9 protein-coding genes and 2 pseudogenes are annotated in these 22,863 nt (G+C 70.2%); 6 read left to right on the top strand and 5 right to left on the bottom strand.

Annotated elements, in window-relative coordinates; translation table 11 throughout:
• Window positions 1-211 precede the first annotated feature (211 nt).
• The 3 genes from ACFYR0_RS27820 to ACFYR0_RS27810 form a co-directional block, all read right to left on the bottom strand.
• Window positions 212-3,031, bottom strand: coding sequence for a DUF262 domain-containing protein (locus ACFYR0_RS27820; protein ID WP_389333674.1), 2,820 nt, complete (start codon window positions 3,029-3,031; stop codon window positions 212-214).
• A gap of 623 nt (window positions 3,032-3,654) precedes the next feature.
• Window positions 3,655-4,602: a hypothetical protein gene (locus tag ACFYR0_RS27815; protein ID WP_389333671.1), complete on the bottom strand. Its 948-nt coding sequence runs from the start codon at window positions 4,600-4,602 to the stop codon at window positions 3,655-3,657.
• Window positions 4,603-5,587: 985 nt separating this feature from the next.
• Window positions 5,588-5,860, bottom strand: a complete 273-nt coding sequence (locus tag ACFYR0_RS27810; protein WP_389333669.1) for a hypothetical protein — start codon at window positions 5,858-5,860, stop codon at window positions 5,588-5,590.
• Between the two features lie 390 nt (window positions 5,861-6,250).
• Between ACFYR0_RS27810 and ACFYR0_RS27805 the strand changes: the two genes are divergently transcribed.
• The 6 genes and pseudogenes from ACFYR0_RS27805 to ACFYR0_RS27780 all read left to right on the top strand — a co-directional run bounded on the left by ACFYR0_RS27805 (window position 6,251) and on the right by ACFYR0_RS27780 (window position 15,309).
• Window positions 6,251-10,528: a tetratricopeptide repeat protein gene (locus ACFYR0_RS27805; RefSeq protein WP_389333666.1), complete on the top strand. Its 4,278-nt coding sequence runs from the start codon at window positions 6,251-6,253 to the stop codon at window positions 10,526-10,528.
• Between the two features lie 552 nt (window positions 10,529-11,080).
• Window positions 11,081-11,221: pseudogene (locus tag ACFYR0_RS27800) on the top strand (IS5/IS1182 family transposase); the annotation flags it as partial.
• 12 nt (window positions 11,222-11,233) lie between these two features.
• Window positions 11,234-11,610, top strand: a pseudogene (locus tag ACFYR0_RS27795) (transposase); the annotation flags it as partial.
• Window positions 11,611-11,794: 184 nt separating this feature from the next.
• On the top strand, window positions 11,795-13,552 hold the full coding sequence (locus ACFYR0_RS27790; protein WP_389333663.1) for a diacylglycerol kinase family protein: 1,758 nt from the start codon (window positions 11,795-11,797) through the stop codon (window positions 13,550-13,552).
• Between the two features lies 1 nt (window position 13,553).
• Entirely contained in the window at window positions 13,554-14,507 is a 954-nt protein-coding gene (locus ACFYR0_RS27785) for a YihY/virulence factor BrkB family protein (RefSeq protein ID WP_389333660.1), read from the top strand.
• A 1-nt stretch (window position 14,508) separates the two neighbouring features.
• Window positions 14,509-15,309, top strand: a complete 801-nt coding sequence (locus ACFYR0_RS27780) for a phosphatase PAP2 family protein (protein WP_389333657.1) — start codon at window positions 14,509-14,511, stop codon at window positions 15,307-15,309.
• Between the two features lie 54 nt (window positions 15,310-15,363).
• On the opposite strand, the gene ACFYR0_RS27775 is transcribed toward ACFYR0_RS27780, so the two are convergent.
• Window positions 15,364-15,546, bottom strand: coding sequence for a hypothetical protein (locus ACFYR0_RS27775; protein ID WP_389333654.1), 183 nt, complete (start codon window positions 15,544-15,546; stop codon window positions 15,364-15,366).
• A 785-nt stretch (window positions 15,547-16,331) separates the two neighbouring features.
• Window positions 16,332-22,859: a LamG-like jellyroll fold domain-containing protein gene (locus ACFYR0_RS27770; RefSeq protein WP_389333651.1), complete on the bottom strand. Its 6,528-nt coding sequence runs from the start codon at window positions 22,857-22,859 to the stop codon at window positions 16,332-16,334.
• Between the last annotated feature and the right edge of the window lie 4 nt (window positions 22,860-22,863).

The raw sequence follows: 22,863 nt of genomic DNA, 5'->3' as shown, positions 1-22,863 counted from the left end.
GCGTACATCCGGGGACGCTGGACATTCCACACTCCGCTGACCGCAGGACCGTCGCCAGCCTCCGCAACGATGAGCGTTGTTGTGCCACCGAGTGCGACGGTTGCGCCGGACACGGGGAAACGTCCGCGTCGGGACCGGCCAGGACAATGGCCTCGGTCTCATCGACGCGGCCAGCATCGCGCATCCCGCCACGGAGGCTCGGTGGGCGTGGTCAGGCGACGGGCTGGAGGTCGTCCCAGGTCCAGGGCGGCGCCGGACGGCCGTCGGGGCCGCACCCGTACGGGAGCATGCGGGCAGGGAGCGCGATGCCCGCCTCCCACGCGCGCTCGGCCAACGCCTCGGCCACGTCTTCGGCGCCCACGTTCCGCAGCACGCGCAGCAGGCGGTCCACGCCTTCGGCGTCGTTCATGTCGGCGTGCGCGGCGGGACCCCTTTCGAGCAGCCTCGTCAGGTCCCGGCTCGCTCCGACGTCCGAGAGCCCCTGGACCAGCAGGGCAATCGCCATCGGGTTCGTGAGGTCCGCGTGTGCCGCCGGGTCGAGGGCGAGCAGGTCGCGGACGGCCGTGCCGTCGTGGCCCACTAAGGACGGGCGCAGCTCCAGCTTCGCCTCGGGCAGGTCGATGCCGTCGATCTTGTTCAGGCGGTTCAGGAGCTCCCGGCGCTGTTCGGTGTCGTCGAAGGGGCTGCGGGTCTTCAGGTACTGGAAGACCACTTCGACCGTCCCGCTGACGGGATAGATCCCGACCGGCCACAGCAGGCGCGGCTTGCGGCCGGCCCCGAGGTCCAGCGTGGGGAAGCAGCTCGTCTCCTCGTGACGGCCGTAGGTCACATGGCCTCCCTGGCGGCGCCAGAAGTCGAGGGCCGCCACGACTCCGGTGTACGCATCCGGCCAGTTGTCCCGCAACTGCGCACGGAACCGCTCGGCCGCCGCCGCGTCCTCCCCCTCGGGCAGCGGGTCGTGAGCGGCTGGCTGCGTCACGTCCCTGCCCAGCAAGGTGGCCAGCTCGGCGGCCGACAGGCGCCGGGAAGGGTGGGCCCGCCCGAGGGAGTCGAAGCGCACTCCCTCGCTCGCCAGCAGGTCCTGCGGCGGTAGCCGGTCATCGCCGTCACCCCAGCGGAACGAGGGGGAGATCCTTCCTTCCACGGTGAGCACCCGGTAGGCGCCGATCACACTCGTGTTGGCACCCAGATAGGCCCCCACGGGCACCGGGTGACTGCCAATCAGCTCCGCGACATCGCCGTACGTGGTCCAGGTGCCGCTCGGCATCGCTACCAGGGCCGCCCGCAGCTCGACCCAGCCCGATGATTCCTCACCGGTCGGCCGGACCCCGCCGACCGGGCCGGGCCACAGCTCCGTAGCGCGGTCGGCCAGACGGTCGGCGCGTTCCAGGATCTGCGCTTTGCCCCAGCGCGGTGCCGCGGAGATCTCGAGGTTCATGCGCAGGGCGCTGGCGTCGAGGATCTGCTGCTTGCGTTCGAAGGGGTGGTTGGACAGCTTGGCGTTGTCACCGCTCAGCGTCAGGTTGCCGAGTGTGTGCACCAGCAGGTCGTGCAGTTCCTGTGGAGTCTGGTTCGGCTCCGTCTCCTCGGCGAGCAGGTCGAACCACGCGGGAGCGGGGCGTTGCGGCAGGACGTGCTCCACGCTGAGCGACGCTTTGGCGAAGTCCACGGGCTCGGAGGCGCGGTAGCTCTCCTCCAGGCGGCGCAGGATGTAGCGGCGCTGCGGCGGGCGCCCGGACCAGTAGAACGGTTTGGTGCGGACCGCCTCGCGGAGTTCCTTGTCGCTCGGCCAACGCCGCCGTCGGCCGGACAGGAACCGTCTCACCGCCTCGGCGGCCGGTCGGTCGGTCTCGAGCTCTTTCGGCGCTTCCATGAAGATGCGGTTGAGGCCGGTCGTCGGGGTCTGGCAGATCAGGCGTCGGACCAGATAGGACTCGACGTGGCCCAGTGCCTGCGCTGCGTCGTCCGGCGTCGTCCTGCCCGCCGCGAGAAGGTCCAGCAGATGCAAGGCGAGCGGGTAGTGCGTCTGGCCGCCCCAGGCAGCCAGACGCTCCAAGACCGCGCGAAGGGCTGGCGTGTGCTCGCGGGCGGGCTCGACGATGCGCAGGAACCTCCCTGCCCGCTCCGCCAGTTGCTCCACCTCGCGCTGCAACGCGTCCTCGTCGCCGGCCAGCGGCTGGAGTCGCTTCTGCTGCTCGCGGTAGATCTCGCTCTGCTTGGTCTTGTAGTGGCCGCGTACCACCAGGTCGAGCCAGACCAGGAGTTCGAGGTTCCTCGGGCCGAGGCTCTGCTGCATGGGCAGCCACAGTTCCTGGTAGATCCGCTCGCCTCGCCTGGGCAGCAGCATGAACACGTAGTTGCGCAACAGATCGCTCTGGCTGAGCCCGACGCCCGTGTTGTTGATCGACTCGAAGATCCGGTACACGTTGTCGCCCGGCTCTGCGGTGATCTCCACGATGGAGAGCAGGTCCTTCAGAACGGTCTCGACCGTGGCAGCCCACCGCGCGTCGCCCGTCTCATGGCCCTGCGCGAGCGCACCGCGGAAGAACCGGTAGGCAGTCCCGATGTTGTCGCTCCCGCCGGCATCGGCCCGGGACTGGACGCAGGCGGTGTACGCGTCCCTGTCCGCCTGCGTGGGCAGCAGCCGATAATGGTCCGCACCCTCGTGGAACTCGTTGATCAGTATCTGGCGGTGCACCCGGTCCGCCCCGCGCACGTCACCCGTCTCCTTGAGGTGATCGCGCAGCGCCGTGAAGGCCAGCATCAGCGTGGTCAGCCGCTGCTGTCCGTCCACCACCAGCCACCGCTGCACCCCGCCCGCCTGGATCTGTCCGGGTGCGAGCACCACGGAGCCGAGGAAGTGCGGCGCGGCCTGCTCGCCGGCCAGGTGCTGGTCGACGAGTTCCCCGATGTCCTCCCACAACCGCTCCAGCTGAGCCTTGCCCCAGCTGTACGTGCGCTGATAAAGGGGCACCTGGAACTGCTTGTCCCCCTGGACGAGCTTGAGGAAGGTGATCTCCTGGGCGCGCATGCGCCTCCTTTTCCAACAGCACCCCTCACGGGTGCACAAGGCTGGGCCCGTTCATGTCCGATGTTTCACGGCCCAGAGCCAGTTGTCCGTTGAACATACGCTTTTTCAGGCGTCGCCGTCCGCCGATACCAAGGATGAACGGCTGAAGCTGCGCGGTACCGTCTCGTTCAGTGGCACTCGGCCAAGTCTCCAGCGTGGCAGCCTCTCGACCGGCCACGACCCCGACGCCCTTCCGGTCTCGGCACCGGCGATGATCGTGCCGTAGCGGTTGCGGCGGCGCCGAGCGAAACCGTCCACGCGGATCACCCGCGGATCAGCCAGGCGCGGCAGCGGCAAACCCCGAGGTGACGGCGCAGCGCGGCGCTGCGGGACAGCGAGAGGCCACAGCACGGCAAGCAGAGCAGTGCCGTGGCCGCGGACAGTCCACGTGCCAATGAAAACTCCTGCCGGACAAGCCGCACCGTGCGAAGCTGATTTCGTTCCAGCAGGCCGGGTCCTGTTCGCAGAATTCTGCCCTCTGCAGCCAGGACCGGCCGGACGGACCGGCCGCCGCTGCGAGCGAATGCGGGGTTGCACAACGCCCGTACCTATGAAGACTCAGACGACACGGCCTGCCCGGGACGTCACCGGCAGCCGCCAGGGGGACAGGGGTTATAGCAGCCGCCCGGTGGGCATCCCCCCTTCTCACCTGGCGAGTAGTCGTCGTTGTCGCTTCCGCTCCCCCCATCGCTGCTCCCGCCATCGCCGGATGATCCGGCGTCGGGGTCGTAGTCGGAGCCAGGGACAGGTTCGACGTAGGCGGGGTCGTTTGTAGGGTCCTTGTACAGCCCTTTGACCGACGGACAGGCTTCCCCCTCCTGGACGGCATGGAGAATGACCTCCGGTTCGTAGGTGAGCGACCGTCCGGCGGCGATGCTCTGGAAGCAGACCCTCCAGTCTGCATAGTCACCGGACTCGTTGTCCTGGTCGTAGGCGACTTCATCCTGATAAGCCGTCTCGAGCACGACGCCGCCAGCGCCGTCAGCCAGCATCTGCACCGCCTTGCCGTACGCGATGCCCTTCACATCGGGCATCTTCGGCCAGGGGATGCGCCTGCCGTCCGCACTCGGACACGGCGCCTTCGGCGGCACCGCTGCGAACTCGACCTTGCTCAAGGTGGCCTTCTCGAAGCACACCGTCCAGTCGTCGCTCGGCTTCTCGTCCTGATCGCTGGCGTCGTGCACGCCGACGCTCAGGCCGGTCTGCGCCACTCGCTCAAGGACATCGTCGACCGCCTCTCCGACCTGGCTCCCCACCGGCCTCGGCGCGGCCGTGGCGGTAGCGGTGACCGTCACTCTGGGCATCGCCGCCCCAGGCGTCGTTCCTTCTTCGTCCTCACAGTCGTCGTCGCACGACCCCAGCAGCAGGAGCAGCAGTACGACTGCCAGCGCGGCAAGGCCGAACCATGTCTTCTTACCCTTGCTTGTTGCCAACCCGGTGGCACTCCCCTCTAGGTCACACGCGGTCAGGCATGGAGCGGCGTCATCGGAGGGAACACCCGTCCGAGGCAACACCTTGAGCACGTCACCCACGTCGGCCGGGAGCAGAGCAGTGATATGTGCGCTTTGCGTTCTATCGGAGAGAGCAGGGTGGCAGCAACCGGTTCAGCAAACCTCGCCACATGCCGCCGAGGTGACCCGTTGACGTCACCGGCGGCCTCGCATAGCCGCGCGGCCACTGCTTCGGCGGTGGCGCGCTGGGCGGGGCTTCCGTGTGCGGGGCGGGAGGCCGGGCAGGTGCGGTGGTCCGGAGATTTTCAGCCTCGACACCGGCCGTGAAGACCGGCTCGTCGCCTGACAGGCCGTTGGCCCTGTGCGGCAGTCGGGGGCTGGTCGATCTGTCGGCGGTCGTGGTGGACGGCTCGCCAATGAACGCGAACGCCTCCCGTGACTCCAACAAGCAGTTGTCGCGTCTCGAGACGTTATCGGCCGGTGCGATGAGGAGATCAGCGCGCTCATGGACAACGCACGTGACCATGCCCGGCGCGTCGAGACTGGCGGCCCCACGGACGTCGAGGGCGAGCCGCCTCGTGACGACTGGCCGAGGCTGTCACGTCTGTGTGTTCTGCTTGTTCGGGCCCGCACGGCCCGGGACCGGCTCCATCAGCGGGCCCTGCCCTCCGACAACGAGATCAGGATCAAGGGCGAGGCCGCCGAGCACATCATGGCTCGCGCGGAGAAGCGGCTGGCCGCCGAGACGGCCGCCTATCAGGAGAAACTGAAGAAGTACCGGGCCCGGACCGAGGCCGACCGGGCAGCGGTCCGCCGGGCTGCCAATGGCCGGCCGCCCGTGCCCATGGAGAACACGACGGTCCTCGTCCGCCAGCGGGCACGACTGGCGAAGGCACTCGCTCACCTGGAGCGGGTACGGAGCCCCGAGCCGGTGCCCTCCCCGACTGCCGTCGCCAGCCTGAGCGATCCGGACTCACGGCTGCAGCTGGGTAAGCGAGGCGGATATCTAGGTGCTCCCCGCCCCATGGATGGATGTCTTCTTCCAACTCGGGGCGCCTGGCCCCGCTCAGTCAACCCGGGATGCGCAGGCAAGGAACGGTCCGGCCGCTTTACTCCACGACTCGCCCCGACCGAGAGCGGCAAATCCTTCCGTGCGCAGAGACTCGACTACGGGAGCAAGGAACTCTTTCCTCCAGTGCTGCATGGTTTCCGGTTTCATGCCGCTCGTGTCGACCACGGCCCCCACCTTTGCTTCGAGGATGGCTGTGCCCTGGTCCAGGTCGGTCCCCGTCCACTCGTCCACGTGGTCGGCTATCAGAGCCCAAGAGATCCTGATCATGACCGGAGCGTATAGGTAACCACCGACGGCGGGGAGGAAAAGGGGCGGGGTGGGGTATGCCCCTGGCGCCCGCTGCTGATGACCGAGGACGAACCTCGGACTCCGTTGATCGTTCAAGGCTTTCCACGGTTCAGGCCTGGAGCGTCCGGCAATATGCCTGTTCGTGAGACGGTTACGGGGCGGGTTGGATGAGCGGGCCGGGCACTGGGCGTTGCCCAGCGACGAGTTGGCATCGGTGGCGGGCGCGGGAAGTGCGGCAGGAATCCGCCTCGGCCTGGGGCCGCGACCGGTCCTCGGCACCCTCGCGCCGGCAGGCGAGGCCCGGTGACCCGGGCACAGCCGGACAGCCCTCCGGCGGCGTTGGGGGCGGGCGGGCGGCAGGGGCCTGTCGTGGTGATCCTGACGGCGCTGTCGGTGGAGTACGCGGCCGTGCGCTCCCATCTCACCGATGTCGAGCCGCTCGTGCACCCGTCCGGTACGCGGGCCGAGCGTGGCCGACTCGCCGGGACCCCCTGGTACGTCGCCCTCGCCGAGATCGGCGAGGGCACCCTGACGGCCGCCGCCCTCACCGAACGCTTCCACACCTGGCTGCGGCCCCAGGCTCTGCTCTTCGTCGGAGTCGCGGGCGGGCTCAAAGACGACATCGCGGTCGGGGACGTCGTGGTCGCCACGAAGGTGTACGGCATCCACGGCGGCAAGCAGAGCCCGCAGGGCTTCCTCGTCAGGCCCGAAGCCTGGCGCACCTCCCATCGCCTGGAACAGGCCGCGCGGCACGCCCTGCGCGGCCACGCGCATTTCAAGCCGATCGCCGTCGGTGACGTCGTCCTCGCCGACGCCGCCTCCGCGATCGCCCGCCACCTTCACGAGCACTACAACGACGCCGTCGCCATCGAGATGGAAGGCACGGGTGTCCTGCAGGCCGCCCAGCTCACGGGCGAGTTGGACGTCCTGATCATCCGTGGCATCAGCGACAAGGCCGATGCGTACAAGCACGAGCGGGACGCCGCGGGCTCCCAGCCGCTGGCCGCTCAGAACGCGGCCCGTGCCGTGATCGCCCTCCTGCGGGAGTTCCCCATCCCCCAGAACGCCGGGTCCGCAGACGGCTCCCCCCACACGGTCACCGGCGGCATCGTCGTCAACGTGCCTTTCGAGGACACCTACGTCAGGCTCACCCTGCCGCCGCGGGACCCCACAGCACTGGCCGGACTCCCGGATCTCTCCCCGGTGTTCACCGGTCGCGACAACGCGCTCGACGATCTGCTCGGCACCCTGCAACCCGGCGGCGCGGAAGGGCAGCAGCCGGTGTTGGTCCGCTCGGTCTCGGGACTCGCCGGAATCGGCAAGACCGAACTCGTGGCCCAGGCCGCCGCCCAGGCGCTGCGACGACCGGACTGGTTCTCCGGCGGAATGCTCTTCACCGACTTGAACGGCTACGACCCCACGCTCCGTGTGTCTGCCGAAACCGTGCTGACGAGCTGGCTGCGCGCCTTGAACATCCCCGACAAGTACATCCCCGAAGGGCTGGAGAGTCTGCAGAGCCTGTACCGCACCACGCTCTCCGCGTTCGCCCGGCAGGGCCAGCGCGTCCTCGTGATCGTCGACAACGCCTCCAGCGCCGATCAGGCCCGGCCTCTGCTGCCCGTCGACGGATTCAACGCCGCCCTGGTCACCTCTCGTCACACCCTCGACCTCGGCGCCCGGCTCCTCGACCTCGGCATCCTCGGCGAGTCCCACGCCATCGACCTCCTCGCCCAGGTGCTGCACCACGCCCTCGGCGCCGACGACACCCGTGTCGCCGACGCTCCGCAGGCGGCCCGGAACATCGCCCGGCTCTGCGCCGGGCTTCCGCTGGCCCTGCGCATCGTTGGTGCCCTCCTCGCCGACGCCCCGGCCCGCCCCCTCACCGACATCGCCGAGGCTCTCCAGGCCGAGCACTCCAGGCTGGACGAGCTGCAAAGGGAAGAGCGCGCCGTCCGCGCCGCTTTCGACCTCTCGTATCACTGCCTGGACGAGATCCACTCCCGGCTGTTCCGGCTGCTGCCGCTCAACCCCGGCCCCGACCTCTCCACCGAAGCCGCAGCCCGCCTCGCCGACACCGACTCCCCCCAGGTCAAAAGACTCCTCACGGATCTCGCCCGGGCGCACCTGGTGGAGCACCGGCAGCCGTGGGGGCGGCGCTGGGGCATGCACGCCCTGGTACGCCTGTACGCCGACGAGCAGGGCCGCACCCACGACGACGCCGACCAGCGCCACAGGGCCCAGGCCCGCCTGTTCAGCCTCTACCTGGACGACGCGGATGCTGCCGACACCCATCTGACCTCCCTGCCGGACCGCCCTCGCTCCCCTCGCTTCCGCAACCGTGACGACGCTCTGCAATGGCTGGATGCCGAACACGCCGGGCTCATCGCCACAGCGACGGCCGCCCCGGCGCTCGGCCACCCGCACATCACCGCCCATCTCGTCATCACGCTCGCCCGGTACCTCAACCACCGCCGCCGCTTCGAAGACTGGATCACCATCACCAACGTCGGACTCACTCTCTTCCGCACAGTCGGCGACAGGCAGGGCGAGGCCACGGCCCTCAACAATCTCGGCCTCGCCCTGCGGAAGACACGGCGGTTCGACGAGGCCATCGACGCCCACACCCAGGCCACCGACCTCTACCACGCCCTGCACGACGGCAACGGCGAGGCGACGGCACTGACCAATCGCGGCAGCGCCCTGACCGAGGCGCGGCGATTCGAGGAGGCCATCGACGCCTACACCCACGCCATCGAACTTCACCAGGACCGGGGCGACCAGCACCGCCAGGCCATGGCGCTGGGCAACCTCGGCAGCACCCTGAACGGGTCCGGGCGGTCGGAGGAAGCCATCGACTCTCTCACCCGGGCCGTCGATCTCTTCCACGACCTCGGCGACCCGCACGAGGAAGCCACGGCCCTGGACAATCTCGGCGGCGCCCTGCAGGCGGCGGGGCGCCTGCGGGAGGCCATCGACGCCCACACCCGCGCCATCGAACTCCACCAGGACCTCGGCAACCAGCACGGCGAAGCCGCCGCGCTGATCAACCTCGGTCTCAGCCTCACCGAGGCAGAGCGGTGCGAGGAGGCCGTCGACGCACACACCCGCGCCATCGAGCTGTATCAGGGCTTCGGCGACCGGCACGGAGAAGCCACGGCGTTGGACGGCCGCGGCAGGGCCCTGCACAGGATGAGGCGGTTCGAGGAGGCCATCGACGCCCACACGCGCGCGGCCCACACGCAGCACGAGCTCGGCGACCGGTACCGCGAAGCTCTGGCGCTGGACAATCTCGGCCTCAGCCTGGCCGAGGTGGAGCGCTCACAGGACGCCGTCTACGCCCACACCCTGGCCGCCGAACTCTACAAAGCCGTCGACAGCCCAACCGGCGAAGCCCTGGCACGAGGCCATCTGGGCAGCGTCCTGTACGAGGCAGGGCGGTTGGAGGAAGCCCTCACCACTCTCACTCGGGCCGCCGGTCTCTTCCGGGCCCTCGACGACCGCGGCGGCGAAGCCACGACACTGGGCGCCCTCGGCAGCATGCTGTACGCGGCGGGCCGGTTCGAAGAATCCACCGACCCCCTCATCCGGGCCGCCAGCCTCTTCCAGAGCCTCGGTGACCGCTCCGGCGAAGCCACGGCGCTGACCAGCCTGGGCAGCGCCTTGCACGAGACGCTGCGGATGGACGAGGCCATCGCCCCCTTGACTCGAGCCGCCGGTCACTTCCAAGCCCTCGACGACCGCGGCGGCGAAGCCAGGGCCCTGGCCAGTCTCGGGCTCAGCCTGACTGCGGTGGGGCGGCTGCAGGAGGCCGTCGACACTCACTCCCGGGCCGTCGGCCTCTTCCGAAGCCTCGGTGACCAGAGGGGCGAAGCCACGACGCTGACCAGCCTCGGCAGCGCTCTGGCCGAGGCGCAGCGCTTCGAGGAGGCTCTTGGTGCCCTCACGCGCGCCGCGGAGCTGCACCGTGACAGCGGCGACCGGCACAGCGAAGCCATGGCCCTGGCCAATCTCGGCAGCGCCCTGCACGGAGTGGGACAGCCCCACGTGGCTGTCAACGCGTATGTCTGGGCCGGCGATCGCTTCCGTGCCGTCGGCGACCAGCACGGCGAGGCCACGACACTGGGCAATCTGGGCGGAGTCCTCGCCGAGGTGCAGCGGTTCGAGGAGGCCATCGCCCCCTTGACTCGAGCCGCCGGCCTCTTCCACGCTCTCGGCGACCGGCCCCGCGAAGCCACGGCGCTGGCCAGACTCGGCGTCAGCCTGAGCGAGACGAGGCGGTCAGCGGAAGCCGCGACCGCACTGGAACAGGCACTCGACATCCACCGCCTCCTGGCCCGGGACAGCCGCTCCGACCACGAGCCCGACATCGCCCGACTGCTTCTGTACCTGGCAAGTCTGGGGACTGACGGGGAGCAGCTGCTTCCCGGGACGCTTGCGGCGGCGCGGGAGGCATCGGAACTGTTCACCCGGCTGGCCACGGTACAACCCGCGGCGTTCTCCGGTCTTGCCGCGGCGTCGCTGATGACGCTCGCCGAAGTGCTGGAGCGGCTCGGACGCACGGAAGACGCAGAACGAGTACGGCAGCGCCTCGCCGGCATGGAAGCTCCCCATGAGCAACCCCCACGCACAGCCGGGAACAACCCCTGACGCCGAAGCCCACCCGACCAGGAGCCACCCGCCCGCACGCGCTGCCGCCTCCCGATGCCTGCTCAAGCCTGAAGGGCTGCAACTGGTGGGAGGGTGCCCGCACCATCCAGGGGATTTCATGTCTGCTTCCCCGTGGGTCAGTTGTGCATCCAGCACGATACCGATGAAGCGTCGGGCGTAGGCCGAACTGCCGCTTGTGCAGGCGCGACACACCCCGCCCGCCACAGCCCATGAGCGGTCGTCTCATCTCCCGCAACTTCGAGTCGAACCAAGGCAAACCGCACCCTGCTCGTCATTGTCCGTATAGCCAATAAGAGCCCTTCTGTCTCGTTCCTGCAGATCAAGAGTTCGAACCTCATCGTGCGTACGCTGCAGTTGAGTCAATCGCGGCTGGACGCGTGAGTTAAGGCTGACTTGGGGCCCGGAGTGAACCGCATCGAGGCGCTGGATGCCGAGTCAAGGCGTTGCCCCTGAGGCTCCGCCACAGCGATGCCGCCCTGGCGTACGGACATCCCACAGATCCCGACCCCGGTCTGAGCCCGTCCGTGCCGCAGGGCCACTGTCACGCGGACCGTGTCCTGGCTCGCCGGCTGCCGTCGCCTCCACCGCCGCTACGAGCGCAAGGCCGAACACTTCCTCGCCTTCGTCGGCATAGCCGCAGCCCTCATCTGCCACCGTCGCCTCACCAAATGAAACGGCGTCTAAGCAGTTCTGGTGGTCGACGAGACCGGCGATGTGAAGAAGGGCGCCGGCACGGTCGGCGTGCAGCGCCAATACACCGGCACTGCGGGCAGGATCGAGAACGCCCAGGTTGCTGTCTACCTGGTCTACGCGGGGCGGCGCAGGTACGCCGCGGTGGACCGGGAACTGTACGTTCCGCGCTCCTGCACCTCCGACTCCGACCGCTGCCGGGCCGCCGGGCTTGGCGAGGAGACAGGGTTCGCGACCAAGCCGGAGTTGGCCGCTCGCATGACGCCCGGTTGCTGGACGCCGGGCACCGGGCCGCCTGGGTTGCCGGGGACGAGGTCTACGGCGGCAACCCGACGCTGCGAACCGCGCTGGAGGAACGTGGCACCGGCTACGGGTGCGTGAGCCGGCCGTCGGCGCCGGTGCCGCCCTGGAGTTCCCCGAGTACCACCTGTCGTCCGAGGCCCGCTACACGCTGGTGCGAGTCTGCTTCTCGGCAGAGCGGGCATACGGCGGTGTGCCGGGGAGGACAGCCACCGGCGAACGCGTCGCCAAGCGCCGAGCCAAGAGGGGTACCCGATGTCGACTGCCGTGCCGGAGAGACCCGCCGAGCCGGGGGGACCAGCCGAGCTCACCGCCGAACTGCCAGGCTCCGGACCCGGCGAAGGACCCGGAGCCGTCGCCCGGAGCCGTCCCGCGATGCCGCGCGGCATCGGCTGGTCCGTGCGGTGGATCGCGGCGCTGACCGTCTGTCAGACCGCCCTCATGGTGGGCCTCGGGCTGCTGATCACCGGCCCAGTTCGCCACCTGTGGCCGCTCACGGCCGAGGACCGGGTGAACGAGGCCTTCGTGCGCCTGCGCACCGGTACGCTCACCGCCCTGTCCTTTGTCGCCTCGCAAGGAGGCAACACCGGGACGGTCATCGGCGTCACCCTGGCGAGCTGCCTGGGGCTGATCCTGATACCGCGGCTGCCGATGTGGCGGCAGGCTGTGTTCCTCGCCGTCGCCGTATCCCTGCAGTCGCTGGTCTTCCTGGTCATCACCTTCGCGGTCGACCGCCACCGCCCCGAGGTGGACCGCCTCGACGGCTCCCTGCCCACGTCCAGTTACACTTCCGGTCACACCGGCGCGGCCACCGCCATCTACGGCGGCCTGGCGCTGCTGGCGCTGTCCCGGCTGCGCGGCCCGTGGCGGACCGTCGTGGCCTGCCTGCTCTGCGTCCTGCCCCTTCTGGTGGGCCTCGCCCGCCTCTACCGGGGCATGCACCACCCCACCGACGTCATGGGCGGCCTCGTCAACGGAACCCTGTCCCTGCTGATAGCACGGCGCGCACTGCTCGCGGACGGCGCGGTCGCCGCTCCCCCCGCGCCCGCGTCCACGCCCACGGCCGGCCCGTCCCGGCCCGTGGCCCCCGGCCGCACCGCCGTGATCTTCAACCCCACGGTCACCGACGAGGCCGGCCGCGACGCCCTGCGCCGCGTCCTGGAACACCACGGCCGCACCGCACCGGTGTTCGTCGAGACGACCGCCGAGGATCCCGGAGGCGGCCAGACGGCCGGCGCGGTCCGCGACGGCGCGACTCTCGTCGTGGTCTGCGGCGGCGACGGCACCCTCCGCGCGGCCGCCGAATCCCTCGCGGGCACCGACGTCCCGCTCGCCCTGGTGCCCTGCGGGACCGGCAACCTCCTGGCCCGCAACCTCGGTCTGCCGCTCGCACCGGCCGACGCCCTCGACGCCGCGCTGCGCGGCACCGCCCACCGCGTCGACCTCGGCCGTATCGAGGGCGACGGCCTGCCCCCCACGCACTTCGCCGCCATGGCCGGTGCCGGCCTCGACGCCGCGACGATGCGGCGGGCCAACGCCAACGACCGCGCCAAGGCCGTCCTCGGCTGGCCCACCTACGTGCTCGCCGTCCTGCGTGAACTGCGCACCCCGCGCACGGGGGTGAGCGTCCGTCTCGACGGCGCGCCCGCCCTGCGCCGCACGGCCCGCATGGTGCTGGTCGGCAACATCGGCACCGTCCAGGGCGGAGTGACCCTGCTGCCCGACGCCCGGGCCGACGACGGACGGCTGGACCTGCTGATCCTGGACCCCCGCGGCATCGGCGGCTGGCTGTCCGCGCTGTGGACGCTGCTGCGCGGCGGCACGACGGCCTCACGGGAGGGCGGCGAGGGCGGCGCACCGGTGGAGTTCTTCACCTTCCGCCGCGCGGAGTTCACCTTCGACAGCGAGCTGCCCCGCGAGCTGGACGGCGATCCGGTGACCGCCGGCCGGCACCTGACCGCCGAGGTCGGGCCGGGCGCCCTGACCGTGCTGCTGCCGGCGCGGGAGCAGTGAGATGGGCACCGCGACGAAGGTCCCCGAGACACAGGACATGAGCGGGGAGGAGCTGTCCGGCGACGAGGCGTGGGCGGCCTTGCGCCGCTACGGCGGCTGGTCCCTGCTGCGGGACGCGTTCCTCCGCTTCCGCTACGCCGACGGCTTCACGCACTCCCGCGCCCTCGCCCTGCAGACGGTGCTGTCCGTCATCCCGCTGGCCATCGCCTTCGTCGGCCTGTCGACCGCCCTGCACACCGAGAACATCGGCAGACTGGCCGAACTGACCATCCACCGGATCGCCCAGGGCCCCAGCGCCCACGTGGTCGACGACGCCCTCGACCGCAGCCAGCGCACGGCCGGCGACGGCGCCGCCCTCGCCCTCTGGCTCGGCGCCGCCTTCTCCCTCGTCAACGTCACCACCGCCATGTGCCAGATCGAGCGGGGCGCCAACCGCATCTACGGCAACGAACGCGACCGCCCCTTCCACCTCAAGTACCTGCGCGGCCTGCTGATGTCCATCGGCGCGGGGTTCCCACTCGGCCTCGGATTCATCGCGATGATCGCCGGCGACGCCCTCGCCTCGGCGGCGGTGGACGTCTACCGCCTGCACGACAGCACCCGGGCCGCCTGGGACGTCCTGCGCTGGCCCTTCGGGCTGCTGCTCGCGCTCCTGTCCGCCAGCGTCATCTTCCGCCGCTCTCCGCGCCGCAAACAGCCCGGCTACACCTGGCTCGCCTTCGGCGCGGCCGTCTACCTGGTGCTGTGGATGACACTGACCTGGCTGCTCAGCCTCTACCTGGACCTCAGCGGCTCGTTCGACACCGTCTACGGCCCCCTGAGCGCCTTCATGTCCCTGCTGCTGTGGGCCTACCTGACGTCCATCGCCCTCTTCCTCGGGCTGGCCTTCGCCGCGCAGCTGGAGGCGGCGCGCGGCCGCCTCCCCGGCCCGATCCAAGCCGATCCCGGAGTCTGACATGCACGACCTGACCGCCCTGCGACTCTTCCGCGACCGCCGAGCACGCCGTGAACGCCGCCGGCAGGCCGACCGCAGGTTCGGCGCGCGGCTGCTGGCCGCCGCCGGCGTCGCCGCTGTGGCCGCGGTCGCCTTCGGACTGCTCCTGACGCTGGTCGAGGGCCAGTGGCGGCCCCTGTCGCACCTGGACGCCTCCGCCGCGCAGGACCTGCACCGGTACGCCATGCGCCACCGGGAGTGGACGGCCGTGCTGCACCTGCTCTCCGACCGGATCTGGGACCCCGTGACGCTGCGCGCGGCCGTCGCGCTGCTGACCGCGTGGCTGGTGTACTGCCGCGCCTGGCGCCTGGCGGCCTGGGCAGCGGTCACCGCCGTGGCCGGCGGGCTCGTCGGACTGCTCGTCAAGTCCGTGGTCGGCCGGGCCAGGCCCGTGCTGCAGGACCCGGTGGCGCACGCCCCGGGCTACTCCTTCCCGTCCGGTCATGCGATGACGGCGACGACCTCCTTCGCCATCTTCATGCTGGTCCTGGCACCCCTGCTGCCACGGGCCTGGCGTATCGCGGGCTGGTGCGTCGCCCTGCTCTGCGTCCTCGGGACCGGCTTCACCCGAGTCGCCCTCGGCGTGCACTGGTTCAGCGACGTCCTGGGCGGCTGGCTGCTGGGCCTGACCGTCGTCGCCCTCACCGCCTGGGCCTTCGAGGCCTGGCGCGTCGACGCCGGACGGAGCCGTACCCCGGTGAGCGACGGCCTGGAGCCGGAACTCACCGAAGCCACCCCGGAACCCCGTCCACGGACCCGCTGAGAGACGTACGGGAACAGGGCTGTTGCAAAGTCGCGTGATCTTGTGAGCCTGCTGTCAGAGCAGGCCGATGAGGTCGAGAGGTCGGGTGTGGGGCCTGTAGGAGAGGTGGCGGAGGGCGGCGGCGATGTTGCGGTGTCCGGCCCGGCGGAGGGTGCTGATCGCATGGTTGCGCCAGGTGGCCATGTTCTCCGGGCCGCGTCCGGTGCGGATGCGGGAGGTGTCCTCGGCGAAGGTCACGTCTCGGACGAAGTGGAGTCTGTTCTCGATGCCCCAGTGGGAGCGGGCCAGTGCCGAGCCGCTGCGGGGAGGCTTCCTTCGAGGTCAGGTCGGTGATGGCGTAGACGGTCCTGCGGGTGAGCCGGCCGGTGGTGGCGTCGGTGCGAAATCGCATAATCCGTGCGGCCTGGACGACACCGGGGAAGTCCACGTCGAGGCCGGTGACCGTCAGAGCCTTCACGACCCGCAGCTCGCGCCGTCCGTGCCCGGCATCGCGGTCCGCGTGGCGGGCGGTGACGTGCTTCCAGGGCAGTGAGCGCAGGGTCTTGAACAGGGTCGGCTGGTTGTCCTTGACGACCAGGAGGTAGCGGGCGCCGGCCAGGACCGCGCACGCCGCGATCACCAGCACGCTCACGAACGGGTGACGTACCCCGCGGCAACGACGTGGATCGGGCAGTCTGACCAGTCGTTCTGTCACCGGAAGCCCGGCCAGGCCCGCCAGGACAGGCGACTTGAACAGACATGGCGTGAGAGACTGACGGCACATCGAAGCTCCGTTGGACGCAAGCGACTTGGGGAGGTTCAAAGGACGCCTCGCCCCCACCACCAGCCACTGACCCTCAACCAACCAAGATCAGCCGTTGACTGGACACACCCCGGGTACAGCGTTTCTGTTCGCAGCAGTACAGGCGCGCTCGTAGCCGGACGATCATCTGTCGTGAGGCCAACGGCCGCTCAAACAGGGTGCGTTGATACGGGCTGTGTAGACGGCGGAGAGCCGGTCCTCGCGCTTCGCCCGGCATGGCTCAGGCGGGCCAGGCAGGCAGGTCGGCACGATAGCTGAGCACCAGCACGAGGTCGGCTATCGCACCATCGCGTAACGCCTCGCGTGTGTCGGCGTCGTCGGCCAGGGCGAGCTCCCATTCCCCGGTCGGCGTTTTCGCCCAGGGTGAGGATGATTCGCCCGGCGGTGCCGCCTGGTTGGGGGGATCGGTCAGGGGGAGCCAGGCGCTTCCGGTGCCCAGGCGTGTGCTGATGATGTCACCGGTGGCTGTGGCTGCGCCGCCGTGGATGCGCCGGTTGCCCCGCACGAGGTCCAGGTGATCGACTGCGATGTCGGCGTCGCCTTCTGCGCGTTCGCCCGACCGAATGACGAGCAGGGCCACGGCCTCCAGGCGCACGTTGTCGAGGTTGCTGGGGAAGTCGGCCTCAGTGACGGGCAGGGTGACCGGCGGGATGGCGGCCAGGTTGTCGGGATCCCGCTCGTGGAGGGTGTACCAGGCGTCAGGGAAGGTGTCGCGCAAGCTCAGCGGGAGGGTGCCGTGGACGCTTTGCGGCAGAGCGGCCCGGACCTGGCGGGCGTAGTCGGGATCGGCCAGAGCGGTGTACTCCATGGTGACCAGCACGTCTGCGATGGCGCGGAAGTCGAGGGGGTTGGCGGCTCTGGGCATCTGCAGTTCCCAGGTCGTATGGACGCCGTGATCCTCGGAGAAGTACTTCAGTTCCGGCTGGGGGTCCAGTTCGAAGATGCCGGTCGCGCCGACCGGGGAGGTGTAGGCCACCGTTTCCGGTGGACGGGTGAGGGTGATCGGCTGGAATACGCCATATTGTCCCACCACTACCTTCGACTGCCCGCTGCACGTCAGTGTCGCGGCGATCCCCTGGGCAGCCGGTACGAGGGCCACCACCGAGAGCCGTATCCGGCGGATCGTGCGGAGGAAATGGCCGGGGAACCGGCGGTCGAACGCCTCCATCGGCGTGCAGAACCTGAGGACGCCGGTTCGTCGGAACTCCGCGAACGCTTCAGGTGCCGTGCGTGAGAGGGAGAAGACATGATCGAGGTTGAGCTTGCGCCGGTTGGTCTCGAACGCGTGCTGGTCGAGTTCGGTGAGGTCACGCAGCAACCGCGCCGATCCGCTCAGACCGTACCTTTCAGGTTCGTTCTGCCTCTGCGCGGCAGCGGCGGAGACGGTCAGGTAGCTCGTCTTGATGATCTCCGGCGGAGGCTGCTGGCGCTCGAAGGCGAGCTGCTGCTGGGCCATTTGCGCGACGGAGGTGGCCTGCCGGAGCAGATAGCACCGAACTTCTCCGAGCTGACCAGCGATCCATGCCTTCATCTCAGCGGTCAATCGGCGACCTGCGAGGTAGTTGACCGCTGCCTGAGCGTGGCGTTCCTGCGCCGTGGCGACGTTGTGCTCCTCCGCTGCGAGTACTGCCCGCCGTCTGAGGACTTCCCCCTGCTGGGCCACGATGACCTCGTCGTCGCGCGCCAGGGAGGCCTCCAGCTGCAGCTGTTGAGACCGGCGCTCATAGCCGGCGCGCGTGGCTGAGTCCTGGGACCGCGCTTCCTGCTGAGCCAGCGTCCGCGCCTGTCCCGAACGCAATGCGGCTGCCAGCGCCACCGCTCCCAGCATCCCTGCGCCCCAGGCCGTCGTTGCTGCTGCCGCAGCACTGGCCATGGTGAGTCCTGCGTCGCTCTCCGCCATGGCCTGACGTGTTGCGGCGATCTGCTGATAGCTGTCCAACAGATCCCGTTCCCATTCGGACGGCCCTGCCGCGATCCAGCCTTCCAGCGTTTCCGCCTGCCGCTTGGCTCGGAGTACCTGCGCCTGGGCGACCTTCACGTCCTGATCAGCCGCGTCCACCGCAGCCTGTTGCACGACCGCGCGCGCACGGGACAGTTCCAGGTCCGCGCCGGCCTGTTGTTCCGTATAGCCTTCGGCGTCGGCACCTACGAGTGCCGCCTGGTAAGCCTCTTCGACCGGAGCAGCGAGTGAAAGAAGTTGCTGCGCCCGTGCGACAAGTGTGGCGTAGCGATAGGGCGTGGGCCGTGGGGGGCGCGTCGGCGGTGTGAGTGGCCCTCCGTCCAGCGCGGGCACCACGAGCTGCGAGGCAGTGCCCTCGTGGGCGGCCGGTGCGGGCCGGGGCACGCCGGCGATGGTGAGTCCGCGGCGCAGCCTTCCGAGGTTCGCCGCGACACGCCCGCGCAGGGCTTCGAGGAGTGGGTTCGCGGGAACACGCGGTGCTTCCGGCGGGTCGTCGAACTCTGTCGAGTGCAGGCTGCGCAGTGCGGCCAGGTAGAGCTCCCGGGCGCGTGGGCGCGATTCAGGTGTGTCCGCGGTGAACTCCGCATCGGCCTGCTCAGCGAGGCAGCGCGCCAAGAGCAGTTTGGTGAAGCGCAGGTGGGCACCGGCGCGGCCTTCGGCGATACGGTGTGGGTTGAGTTCGTCGCCGGCAGGCCAGTTCAGCGGGCGTTGCAGTACGGTCGGCGGGCCTTCCTCCAGAAGGAAGCCCGCGAAGATGATCCGGTCGGCGCCGGTCTGGTCGTACGCGTACAGGGTGCGCAGCCAGTCGATCGCGGCAAGGTCCTCGCCTATGCGGCTCAACGCGATCGCGGACTGAAGCGGTACCAGCCACATCGTTTCCTGCACTTCCGGGGGCAGGTCGCGCAGTGCGGTGGCGCCGTGGATCAACGAGCGCTGGCCTTTCGCGAGGGCGGCCAGCCCTATGGAAGTGAGCTGGTCGGTGAGTACCCAGTCGATCAGCGGTTTCCCGCTCACGACGACGGCCTCGAGTGCAGCGCGGGTCTCCGGCTTGAGCCTCTTCTTGTAGGCGGCCGCCTGTTCGCGTGCTGTCTGCGGAGTGAGGTCACCGCCGGCAGCGGTCAGTTCGCGCAGGAATTGTGCGTAGGAAGGTGTGGTGCCGGGACGAAGCGCCGGATAAAGCATGAGTTCGGGGCGGAAGAACACAGACACGGCGGTCTGCCAGGCCGCGTGGGCGCCTGTCCAGCGCAGCTCTTCGTCGAAGTCGGCGCGGGAGTAGGCGTCCGTCTGACGCAACTGCCAGCTGCTTGCGTGTCCTGCGGGGGGCCACGGGCCCTGCGGGAGGAGCCGGTTGGTGCGCGCTGAGAATACGATGCCTTGCACCGCTTCGATGGCCTGGTCGACGCGGCTGGTGACATCCTCGGGGCCGGCGCCGACATCCATGAACAGCACGGAGCTCAAGGCGTCGGCGACGGACAGGCCCGGGATGCCCGGGTCGATGGTGCGCAGCAGTGCGTCGCGCACCAGAGGGAGGGCCGCGTCCTCCGCGCGGGCGCAGGCTGCGGTCTGCGCTGCGGCGGCCGACTCGACAGCCAGGGCGCGGGCCGCCAGCCGGTCCAGCCAGTCCTGCCGTGCTGTCGCGTCGATGAAGGAGGGCAGTGCCGTGCCCGTCGCCTGCGCCGCGTCGCGGAACACGGCCGGGTCGACGACCACGTCGACCGTCGCTTCCACGGAGCGCCAGGTCGCCCAGTTGCGCCGCCGCAGGACACGCACGAGAGCGGTGACGACGTCGTCCCATTCGTCGTCGTGCAGGGGCCCTGTCCCGGCCAGGTCGCGCAGTTGGAGCAGGCGCAGCATGTCCCGCTGGATCAGGCCGACGGTGGTGAGTGCCTCGGTGATGTCCTGCCCGGCGCGTCGGGCGGCCGCGAGCTGATCGAGGTCGACACCTGCGAGCACGGTTGCGACGGCATTGTTCACGGCTGCCGCGTCGTCCCCGGACATGTCCCGCAGGGCGGTGAGCGTCCTCAGCTGGGTGTCCCGCCAGGCGATGCGGTCACGGAGCAGGCCGGCCGCCGACCCGGCCGGGTCGGCACAGTCCTCGGCGACGACGACCTCCGGGTCCAGCACCGGTGTCTGCCCCACTGCGCCGGGTGTTCCGTGATCGGTCCGGCGCCACTGCGTACGCAGGGCCGCGAGCCTCCAGCGAGTCAGGGCGGCTGTCTGCGGCAGGGGTTCGGTGGCCTTGAGCGGGTCGGCGTATCCGAACAGCGTCTCCAGTGCCGCCGCGTTCAGGCCTCCGCGGCTGACGAGCAGTTCGTCGAGCTCGTCCGGCCGGGTCGGCCGCAGGGCGATGCCGAGACGCTGCGCCAGTGCGGTGCGTTGTGCGGGCGTCGCCCCTCGCGCGAGGCGCAGTTCGACCTCGGATGTGCCGTGGGCGCCCAGCAACGCCTGGTAGGCGGCCTGCAGGTGCCCGCTTGTGGCGGCCGCGGCCCGTGCTGTCATGCGTCCCGTCCGGTCCCAGGCCGCACGCCCGTCGAACAGGACGTAGCCGATGCCGTGGACCGTCGAGTGTTCCAGGCCCACCAGCCTGGCGGGCACGCGCAGTGTGACCCACTCGCCCGGCTCCGGCAGAGCGCCGATACGGCGGCGGCTGTCGGTCTGGTCCGTCCCCCGGTCGATGAGGTCTTCGCCCCAGTAGGCCCGGTGCTCCCAGGAGCCGTCGGCGTCCTGCCACTGGAGCATGATCTGTCGCGGTGGGTGAAGAGGGTCGACCCACACGTCGGTCACCAGGACATCGCCGCGGTCGACGGGGAAACCCGTTGCGGGCAACCGGAACCGGTGCTGATGCCGGCCCGCGGTGATCTGGGAGCGGTGGCAGCGGACACCGGTGGAAGGTGCCGGATTCTCCGTCACCCATTCCCAGGAGTCCTGATCGGTATCTGTCTCGGCCCCGTCCGGCAAGGTGTCGTCCACCCACAGGCGGGCTCCGTCGCCGTCCTCTTCCTTGCCCAGCAGGCGGTGCAGGTCGGCTTCGTTCAGAGCGCGTCCGAACACGGCGACGTCCGCGATGTCGCCCGCGAAGAACTGTGCCATGGCGGGTCGGCCGCCGATCCACAGCTCGTTGTCGGCAGGATGGGCGTCGCCGACCGGCCCGGACACCTCGGCGGTGTGCCGCAGGACGCCGTCCGTCCAGGTCCGCACACGGCTTCCGTCGCAGGCCAGAGCGATATGGGTCCACCGGCCCAGCGGCGCGACCGCCCCGGTGTCGATCCAGGTCCAGCCGGGGGCGGTGCCGGCGAAGGCCCACTGCAGCGTCCCGTCCGGGAACCGGGCGATCTCGTACTCGCCTTCCTTGTTGATCACAATGCCCGGCTCGGCGGTGTCCCGGGAGGGGCGGACGCGTGCGACAAGTGTGAACCGGTCGGCCACACGAACCTGGGCCGCACCCTCCGCGCTGACGCGTACATGCGCGGCGTCGTCCGGGTCGAATCGCAGCACCGGCGGAACCGTGCCCTCGTCCCATGCCGCATTCACGACGGTGCCTGTGGCCCTGCCGCCGGCCGTGTCCTCGACGGTGGCGCCCTCGCCCTCGTGCAAAGGCCACGCGGCGAGGGGGGCCGGCGGGCCCGGCCGCACGTAGCGCGCGAGCGTCTCGACCACCAGGCGCAGCGTCCGCACGGGGGCCGTCGCCTCAGCAGGGCTCATGCGTGCGACCGCTGCGACATCCTGCCCCAGTGCTTCGCCGATCTGCTCCGCCGTGGCATACGGAGGCTCTGCCGGTCCCCCATCGGGTGCGCGCACCCACAGCCGGTCGGCCGCGAACGCCAGGAGGTCACCCAGGTATGTCTGACGGCTCAGGTCGCGCAGCATCGTAGGCGTCGTCACCACGACCCGGTGCCCGGCGTCCTCGACCGACGTCGAGTTGGCGTCCATGGCACGTACCTTGATGACATGATCGTCTTGCGCGGGGACGAAAACCTGGGCCGCCCACGTCGAGGGATCGCCGTCAGAGCGGCGTTCGGCGGCGATCCACGGGCCGTCGTCGACACGGGCGTCGACGGCGACGACCCCACTGCTCAGCACACCTCGCCCGGAGTCCTGGACCGTGATGACCACATCGGCGACGGCGCCTACTCCGCTGCCCGGCAGCTTCGACCCGTCGGAGGGCGTAAACGCGAGCACCACCGGGAGAGTGGCGTCGACTGCGGTGACCTGGCCCGCTCCCTCGTAGGTCCGGCCGTTGTCCCGCGTGGCCTGAAGGTCGATGCCGACCTTCCTGCCGCCAGGCGGGACGTGCTGGTCCGCCAGCCGCAGGCGGCCCTCCCAGCGTCCCGCGTTCGGCTGGAGATCCACCCATGCCTGGCCGTCTGCGCGGGCGCGCACGCTGCGGGTGTCGGGCGGACCGGCGGACACCGCGACGGGAAACTCGACCGTACTGACCGGTGCGGTCGGCTCCGCCAGGGCCAGGGTCGCCACGCCCTGCACCACCAGCACGTCCTCCTCCTGCATCCCGTTGCCGAGGGACCAGTGGGCCACCGCTCTGACGGTGCGCGCGCCCGCCGCATCGACCGAGATCTGCGCTTCCCAGGCGCCCCAGTTCGCGTCGAGACCTATTGCCTCCTGCTGCGGGCCGCCGTCGATGCTGACCGTCACCAGTTTCGGCCACCGCGGTGCCTTCGGCTTTCTGGGATCGTCCGGTTCGAACGGCTCGGTGGAACCGGCGATCCGCACAGTGGACCCCACGACCACGCTCGTCCCGTCGGCGGGTGACTCAATGGTGATTCCGGCCATCTGC

It is taken from the genome of Streptomyces sp. NPDC005017, assembly GCF_042873115.1.
Lineage (GTDB): Bacteria > Actinomycetota > Actinomycetes > Streptomycetales > Streptomycetaceae > Streptomyces.
Note: the sequence above shows the minus strand (reverse complement) of the source record. Positions and strands in the feature narration are given on the sequence as shown.

Bases quoted from the DNA above. Each gene is read 5' to 3' on its own strand.
- ACFYR0_RS27820 (WP_389333674.1), bottom strand. From the start codon at position 3,031: ATGCGCGCCCAGGAGATCACCTTCCTCAAGCTCGTCCAGGGGGACAAG.
- ACFYR0_RS27810 (WP_389333669.1), bottom strand. From the start codon at position 5,860: ATGATCAGGATCTCTTGGGCTCTGATAGCCGACCACGTGGACGAGTGG.
- ACFYR0_RS27790 (WP_389333663.1), top strand. From the start codon at position 11,795: ATGTCGACTGCCGTGCCGGAGAGACCCGCCGAGCCGGGGGGACCAGCC.
- ACFYR0_RS27785 (WP_389333660.1), top strand. From the start codon at position 13,554: ATGGGCACCGCGACGAAGGTCCCCGAGACACAGGACATGAGCGGGGAG.
- ACFYR0_RS27780 (WP_389333657.1), top strand. From the start codon at position 14,509: ATGCACGACCTGACCGCCCTGCGACTCTTCCGCGACCGCCGAGCACGC.
- ACFYR0_RS27770 (WP_389333651.1), bottom strand. From the start codon at position 22,859: ATGGCCGGAATCACCATTGAGTCACCCGCCGACGGGACGAGCGTGGTC.